The 7,252-nt window shown below is 50.8% G+C and carries 5 protein-coding genes and 1 pseudogene; 3 read left to right on the top strand and 3 right to left on the bottom strand.

The genetic code is table 11. From position 1 onward, the window contains the following. Positions 1 to 414 precede the first annotated feature (414 nt). Both IMW75_RS26330 and IMW75_RS26335 read left to right on the top strand, forming a co-directional pair. Positions 415 to 1,347 carry an alpha/beta fold hydrolase gene (locus IMW75_RS26330; protein WP_407013073.1) on the top strand — a complete coding sequence of 311 codons (933 nt, stop codon included), beginning with the start codon at positions 415 to 417 and terminating at the stop codon, positions 1,345 to 1,347. 113 nt (positions 1,348 to 1,460) lie between these two features. Next, the gene (locus tag IMW75_RS26335; RefSeq protein ID WP_205894257.1) at positions 1,461 to 2,195 is read left to right on the top strand and encodes a cysteine hydrolase family protein; all 735 of its coding nucleotides are present in this window, start codon (positions 1,461 to 1,463) and stop codon (positions 2,193 to 2,195) included. Between the two features lie 47 nt (positions 2,196 to 2,242). Here the strand turns inward: IMW75_RS26335 and IMW75_RS26340 are convergent, their stop codons facing one another. The 3 genes from IMW75_RS26340 to IMW75_RS26350 all read right to left on the bottom strand — a co-directional run bounded on the left by IMW75_RS26340 (position 2,243) and on the right by IMW75_RS26350 (position 6,603). Further along, on the bottom strand, positions 2,243 to 5,128 hold the full coding sequence (locus IMW75_RS26340; RefSeq protein WP_205894253.1) for an ATP-binding protein: 2,886 nt from the start codon (positions 5,126 to 5,128) through the stop codon (positions 2,243 to 2,245). A 319-nt stretch (positions 5,129 to 5,447) separates the two neighbouring features. Then, positions 5,448 to 5,681: a DUF2790 domain-containing protein gene (locus tag IMW75_RS26345; RefSeq protein WP_205894254.1), complete on the bottom strand. Its 234-nt coding sequence runs from the start codon at positions 5,679 to 5,681 to the stop codon at positions 5,448 to 5,450. Between the two features lie 580 nt (positions 5,682 to 6,261). After that, complete coding sequence (locus IMW75_RS26350) at positions 6,262 to 6,603, bottom strand: carboxymuconolactone decarboxylase family protein (RefSeq protein ID WP_205894255.1); 342 nt, start codon at positions 6,601 to 6,603, stop codon at positions 6,262 to 6,264. Between the two features lie 113 nt (positions 6,604 to 6,716). On the opposite strand from IMW75_RS26350, the pseudogene IMW75_RS26355 reads away from it, so the two are divergent. Continuing rightward, a pseudogene (locus IMW75_RS26355) lies at positions 6,717 to 7,127 on the top strand (cupin domain-containing protein); the annotation flags it as partial. Positions 7,128 to 7,252 lie beyond the last annotated feature (125 nt).

Here is a 7,252-nt window from a genome sequence, read left to right on the forward strand (position 1 = left end):
AACATTTCCATGCTGATCACCCTGTGTTCTCCTGCTCAAAAAGTGAGCAGAAGCAGTTGAACACCTGGGTCAGTTTTCAGTCGGCAGAACAGCCCCTACTGGGTCAGTTTTCGGTCAGCGGCAACACGCTGTCTTTAAGATCGACTCTTAGTGCATCCACTCAACCTCTAAAATAAATTAATACAAACTAGTCATAACTATTTTTGCAAATATTGCTATCTTTGCGTTTAGCACTTCATCACACCGTTTCACATCTTTTAACTCGTTTCGCGAGAATCTCGCGCCCATAGTGCTATCCGAACGCCGCTCATTATTCAGATCAAGAACACCTGATCGCACAACCAGGCTCTCGGAGCAAAAATGACAGACAAATCCGTGCTTTCTCAAGATGCAGCAGTACGCCGCGGCCTCGTAATGACAGGGATAGGCGTGGCCCTTGTATCAATGCTACCCAAAGCGGCACAGGCACAAACTGCCTCGCCATCAAAACCTGAATCGGGATCTCATGCCATGACATCCAATACAATTACTAACAGTGAAGGTGTGGTGCTTTATTACAAAGATTGGGGACCAAAAAACGGGCCGGTAGTGACGCTTAGCCATGGCTGGCCACTCGACTCGGATAGTTGGGATGGCCAAGCTTTCTTTCTCGCAAACCAAGGCTTCCGCGTTATCGCGCATGACCGACGCGGGCATGGTCGTTCTAGCCAACCTTGGGACGGCAATGACATGGATCATTACGCAGATGATCTTGCCACTGTGATCAATACGCTGAATCTGAAAAACGTCACAGTCATGGGCTTTTCCACCGGTGGCGGCGAAGTTGCACGATATGTAGGGCGGCATGGCACATCCCGCGTTGCGAAGATTTGCCTGATCTCGTCAGTGCCTCCGCTCATGCTCAAAACAGCCGCGAATCCAGGGGGACTTCCCATTGATGTATTCGATGGTATTCGTGCAGGGATGATCGCTGACCGATCGCAGTTGTTCAAAGATATCCCTGCGGGACCATTTTATGGATTCAACCGGCCCGGGGCTAAAACCTCTCAAGGCATGATTGATTCCTGGTGGAGACAGGGAATGGTCGGAGGTTTCAAAAACACATTCGATTCCATTAAAGCGTTTTCAGAAACCGACTTCACCGAAGACCTTAAAAAATTCGATAAACCGACGCTCATCGTCCATGGTGACGACGATCAGATTGTGCCTATCGATGCCGCCGGCAGAGCCTCTAAAAAACTGGTCCCTAGCGCAAATCTCAAAGTGTATGCGGGCGCGCCCCATGGTCTGACTGAGACCCACAGGGAACAACTCAACAAGGATTTACTGGCATTCCTTCATAGCTGAACGTCGTAAATTATTGGAGAGATATCATGTCTGAAAAATTCCTACCCCTCGGCAGACGCTCATTCGTCATGGGTGCTGCTGCCGCCGTAGCGGCAAGCGCTATCCCTTCAGCAATGGCAGCGGACAAACCCGCACAATCCAATCTCGAAAAATATGCTGCTCCCAAGAACCCAGCGCTCCCGAAGTCGACGATGAAGCTCGACCTTTCGCGCACTGCTCTGGTGGTCATCGACCCGCAAATCGACTTCATGAGTCCTAAAGGCAAGGCCTGGCCGATGACGGGTGAAAGTGTGACGGAGCAGAATCTAGTCCCCAATCTGCTGCGTCTATTCAAAGCGGCTAAAGCAGCAGGCATGACGGTCGCTATCTCGCCGCATTGGTACTGGGGAACGGACCATCACTGGAAAATTCAGGCCCCAGTCGAAGCCATGCAACACGATATGAAGCTTTTTGATGATCGCAAAAACGAGTTAGACGTGGCGGCATTTGAGAATTCAGGAAGCGATTTCATGCCGGAGTTCAAGCCGTACATCATGGACGGTAAGACGTTTCTTTGTTCGCCCCACAAACTGTACGGCCCACAGGTCAACGACCTAAACCTACAGCTGCGTAAACAACTCGTCGATCAAGTCATCCTGACCGGCATGTTAGCGAACCTCTGTGTGGAATCTCACATGCGTGAACTGCTTGAACAAGGGTTTGAGGTAGCAGTGGTACGAGACGCCGTAGCGGGGCCCAAGTTACCCGAGGGTGACGGCTACCTAGCTGCGATTATCAATTACCGCTTCATGGCAAATGCTGTGTGGACTACAGATGAAGTCGTCGCAATGATGGAAGGCAAGGCTTAGATAAAAATCCTGCCTCAGGAATATGTTAAGCCCTGTGGCAGGATTTCCTATTGGCAAGGAGTAGTCCGTAGACTCAATGATTCCAATAACAATCTGGCCTCACGCATATCCAGGGTGTCATAGCCCTCAGAAAACTTTCCAAAAACCGTATGAAGCAATTTTCCAGCCTCGGTAATACGACCTTGCTTTAGATGCAGCCTAGTCAACGAAGTTGCCGTCCGTAGCTCCCAAGCCAACGCAGCTTGCCGCTCGGCACAGGCCAGAGAGCGGTATAGATATTGCTCGGCTAGCTCATAGTCTGGGTCTGGCCGAGCTGCATAGAGGTCCGCGGCAACTCGCAAAATTTCCGGAGTATCGAAGGTCTCTCCGATGTTTTCAATCATCTCCATTGCCCCGCAAATGATTTCCAACGCATTATCAAATCTACCTGTAGCAGCAAAACCCTCCGAAAGGCATCTGATAAACATTGTGGCCAGAACTTGATGGTTCTCTACGCTTAACAAGCTCAGGCAACCATGCAACTGTTGAACACCCTCTTCAACATTTCCTTGGGAATACAAAAGTATGCCTTCGAGGCCCAACCCTACTGCCAACTCAGGCTCGAAGAAATTGAGCTTGGCAGTCGAATTCAGCTGATCAATTGTCTGCCGGGCGGCACTCCAATCGCCCGTCCAGAGAAATACCGTAGACACGTAGATAAGCGCCAGGCAAATGGTTGCAGGATGGCGCAGATGATTAGCTCGATGTAATGCTTGTCGAGCGAGCTGAAGCGCTTGATCCGGGTATCCGCGCAACCAAGAAATCCTAGCAAGAGATGACAATGCTCGAACTCGATAGTCATAGCTAAACGAGAATTCGTCTCCTACAGATTGTGAAGAATATAGGTTCCAGCCGGCACGAGAATCCTGCCCAGACGACTCATGTTTTATGGCGTATTGATTAGCATCCCCCAGCATCCACTGCATCATGGCAATGCCCTTAGGATCTGTAATTTTATCACTCAACGTCATTGCCTGAAGAGTCGAGGGTTGGAACTCTTGCTGCTCCGCACTCCACGCGAGGGTATTGCTTGAGCCACCCAATAATCTGAGCTGACGAAGAGTGTCGCCTAGGTTCTCGTCAAATACCTTGCTAATACCGTTGGCCGGATTCCCAGAATGAGGTTTTCCTAAAGCAAACATGGTGGCGATTGCGAGCGCTTCCTGCCAAACAGTTTCTTGAGGGAGACCATTGGGTTGGCATACCCCGGCGGCAAGGGCTCGCCCACTCCACCGACGACACTCATCGAGCATGGACAACCCCAAGAATAAAGGCGCTGAAGATGCAGCGAGACGAATGCCAAGAGAAAGATTCCCTGACTCCGAAAAAGTCCAATCAAGCGTTGCGCAGATGTTTCCTAGATACTCTATATAACGTTGAATGCGCTCGTAATCCGGAAGCGCTTCGCCTTGCACGTTAAGACGCTCAAGCAGCGAAACCAGGTAGATAGCATGGCGTTCAGTTGTCGAGTCAAACTCACCCGCGCCGTGTAATTTCTCAAGCGCGTAAGCCCTAGTCGTGTAAGGGAGCCGGTAGCACATCAAGCAATTATTGCTCTCGGCCAAGACCAATGACTTTGTCACCAATCGCCCTATCGCATCGATAACCATCATCTCATGGCCGTGAGGAGCTACCACTTGGGTTGCTACCTCTAATGAGAATTTGCCAGTCAGAACGGATAACCGGCGTAGCACCATCGCTTCGTTTGCAGACAAGAGATCGTAGCTCCAATCGATCATTGCGTTTAGCGTTTGGTGACGAGACATCGCGTTGCGGCGCCCTTCCCAAAATAGGCTAAATCGATTTTTGAGCAGTTCAGCGATACCCTGAATCCCGTATGCTGGAACCTGGCCGGCACCCAGTTCAATTGCTAACGCGATGCCGTCGAGTTTTCGACAGATGTGAGCCACCACCGGAGCATCGTTGTCGCTAAGGGTATACGCACCTTGATTGTGAGCGACACGTTCAACGAACAACTGCACGGCGGAGAATGTCATAGCATCGGTGGCTTTCAGCTCCGCTTGCTCTGGTGGACAGGCCAGAGAGCCCAAGCGGTAAATATGTTCGCCCTCCGCTCGTAATGGTTCTCGGCTGGTGACTAAAATGTGAGTTTGCTCTGCTTGCCCAAAAAGCGTTTCTGCCAAACAAGTGACAGCATCGATTACGTGGTCACAGCTATCGAACACGACCAACAGACGCATATCTCGTATGAGGCCCACTAACGTTTGCAGTGGCTCGGCTTCCTGGTACTGCACACCCACTGCGGCCGCGAGAGTTCCAGGCAGCATGCTGGAATCTGTAATTGCACTCAGATCCAGAAAGATAACCATGCCTTCAAATTGCGATCTGAAATGGTGAGCAACCGCTATCGCTGCGGTTGTTTTACCCATCCCTCCCAGACCGCTAATAGTGACGAATCGATGTTGCTTTATTAGGCCTGAGATCGCCTTCACGGTGTCGTCACGACCTACCATGCGCACCAGGCGCGGAGGTAACTCACCCGCCGGTATCGACTGCATTGCGGCCGAGTTTTCGGTATCGGTGGGAACGGTAACGGGTGCCACAAAGCTATAACCGCGCCCCGGAACATTAATCACATAACTCGTGCTGGTTTCAGGACACGACAAAGCTTTGCGCAATGCAGAAATATGTACACGTATGCAGCTTTCGTCCACCACTACGCCCTTCCACACCCTCTGAACAAGGTCGCGGGTGGTAATCACTTCACCGGCGTGGGCGACGAGAGCGATGAGCACGTCTAAAGCTCGGCTACCCAACTCGATGTGCTCTCCGTTTTTGAGCAACAGCCTCTGTGACGGAAACAGTTGGAACTGGCCGAACGTGAGTACGTGAGGGTTCTGGACCCCCGGAGAGATTTTCAAGGGAATGGTCATGATTCACAGCCCCACGCATAGTGACAAGAACTGCTGAAATCTTGCGACGGCACGGTCGGGTAAACACTTGAGGCATTATTCATGATGGTCACTGGTGGCGAATGAACGTACGTAGGCAGCTCACTCTGTCGCTTCCGTGACTCCAGTTCTAAGCGTGCTTATTATTAGGTCCATCGGGTGCAAACGTTCCACGATGCAGTGTAGGCCCGGCATGGCATTCAAGCAGTGTTTTTTGCGGTTACCTCTCATTCTCAGACGACCGGGGCTGCGTAATTACCAGCCCCAATCGCCAAGGAAAAATAGTGCCTGCGCAGAACCTTTAATTGGTCTGACAACCGCCCCCTTCCTCCATATACGTTGCTACACGTCGCGCCCCCTGAGAGTCCTGATACACCATTTCAACAGGCACGATCCCACAGGCAAACCGGATGTCTGTAACGCTGAGTATTTTTGCTACGTCAGTCGGAACGCCGGTGCGAGATGTTTGCACATCGGCTGAGGCATACGCGCCACTGGCCGCAATGGTCAAGAAAAGAGTAAACAAGAGCTTCATGGTATTTCCTCTAGTAAGATTTGGCAGGACTAGCCGGTAGCTCGCGAAGTAATCGGTGTGCTTGCTTCCATCAATCAGAACAAGCGCCATCAAAACATCTTCAAGCACTGCATGGCCGCAGCCTCTTTACCGATGAAACGCTACGCAGAGGAGTAGCCATAGGTGTTGTTGAACGTCAGCCAAAGCTGATTCATAGATCTCAATTCACCTTCAATATCAGGTTAGCTTGTATTTTGAGGGTGCTAATGAATGGACGATGCGAACACCCAATTGGCGACAAAAGGTATAGTTTCGCAGCCGCCTTACGGTGTAACCAATACGATTGCTCCACGCCGCAAAATAATTGCTTACACCTGTCTTACTATTGATGCGTACAGCGAGAGAGCTAAACTTGCAGTACATTAAACAAAACAACTGAGCACAATTATTTTGAAAGCTGGAGGCCTCCCATATTAGTGCATTGCCGCATTTCCGCGTGAAAACATTTTTTTCAATGAAAATGTATTCACTTTCATTTCATATTTAAAATAAAAAGCCCCGGCACACTAAAGTGCTCGGGGCAGCTCTACTATTTAGCATGCTATTTTTTCAATGTATCATACGCTTCCAGGGTGCGCAGTGAGTAGATATACGCAGCACCTGCGTTCATCTGGACCGCGGTAGCCAGGGTAGCGGCAATTTCTTCACGACTCGCGCCAGCCTTGATTGCCTCATCGGTGTGAGCACCGATACAGCCATCGCAACGCGTAGTGACAGCGACGGCTATCGAAATCAGCTCACGCGTCTTGGCATCCAGAACGTTGTTTTCAGAGGAGGCCTCGGCGAGGGCCATATAGGCCTTGACCATTTTTGGATTACTTTTGCCCAGTGAGCCAAAAGCTTTTTGGATGGTAGGCAGCATTTCAGACCAGTTTACGAACATTGATTAAGCTCCTGAGCGGGGTTGGGTTGTACTGTTTCGACACGCTCAGTTTTCTACAAAGACGAGGTTCACGTTTGTTCGAACGGCTCACTTTTTGTCGCGAGCAACTCAAAATGAATTCGATAGAAAAGCTCATCAGTTTGGCCAACGTGCGCGGAAGCCTCAATTTGCACTGTCAATTTGAGGGCGATTGGGCCCGCGAGCATGAACAGGAACCACTGGGAAAAGCGCCTTATCACATCGTGTTAGTGGGACAATGTCGCGTCGATTTCCCCGACGGCAAAAGTGTGCCAATGCGCGCGGGTAACATCTTGCTCCTACCGACAGGGGCTCCCCATGTGATGCTAAGCTTGGGCAACACCGCGGCGCCGATATCGCCAAAATCGCCGAGAATCACCAATGGAGGTGCCGTCCCCACCCATCGCATTGGTGGACCTAGTAGCGACTTCGATATGCTCTGCGGAAGTTTCCACTTCAACCGTACTTCTCTGCTTTTCGCAGCGTTGCCTAGCTATTTGGTGATTGTAGTGGTCAACTAATCCCGGACACGACGTTAAGTTTTTCCTCGGCCCGCGCTGGTGCCAACCCCTCGTTGAATTGGTGAGGCCGAATCCAGTTGTAGCGATGCATCAAAAAATGGCTGATATCG

Origin of the sequence: Pseudomonas gregormendelii (assembly GCF_017114825.1) — a bacterium.
In the GTDB taxonomy this organism is placed as follows: Bacteria; Pseudomonadota; Gammaproteobacteria; order Pseudomonadales; family Pseudomonadaceae; genus Aquipseudomonas; species Aquipseudomonas gregormendelii.

Excerpts from the sequence above, each read along its gene's own strand:
- IMW75_RS26350 (WP_205894255.1), bottom strand. The coding sequence starts at position 6,603 with ATGTTCGTAAACTGGTCTGAAATGCTGCCTACCATCCAAAAAGCTTTT.
- IMW75_RS26335 (WP_205894257.1), top strand. The coding sequence starts at position 1,461 with ATGGCAGCGGACAAACCCGCACAATCCAATCTCGAAAAATATGCTGCT.
- IMW75_RS26340 (WP_205894253.1), bottom strand. The coding sequence starts at position 5,128 with ATGACCATTCCCTTGAAAATCTCTCCGGGGGTCCAGAACCCTCACGTA.
- IMW75_RS26330 (WP_407013073.1), top strand. The coding sequence starts at position 415 with ATGACAGGGATAGGCGTGGCCCTTGTATCAATGCTACCCAAAGCGGCA.
- IMW75_RS26345 (WP_205894254.1), bottom strand. The coding sequence starts at position 5,681 with ATGAAGCTCTTGTTTACTCTTTTCTTGACCATTGCGGCCAGTGGCGCG.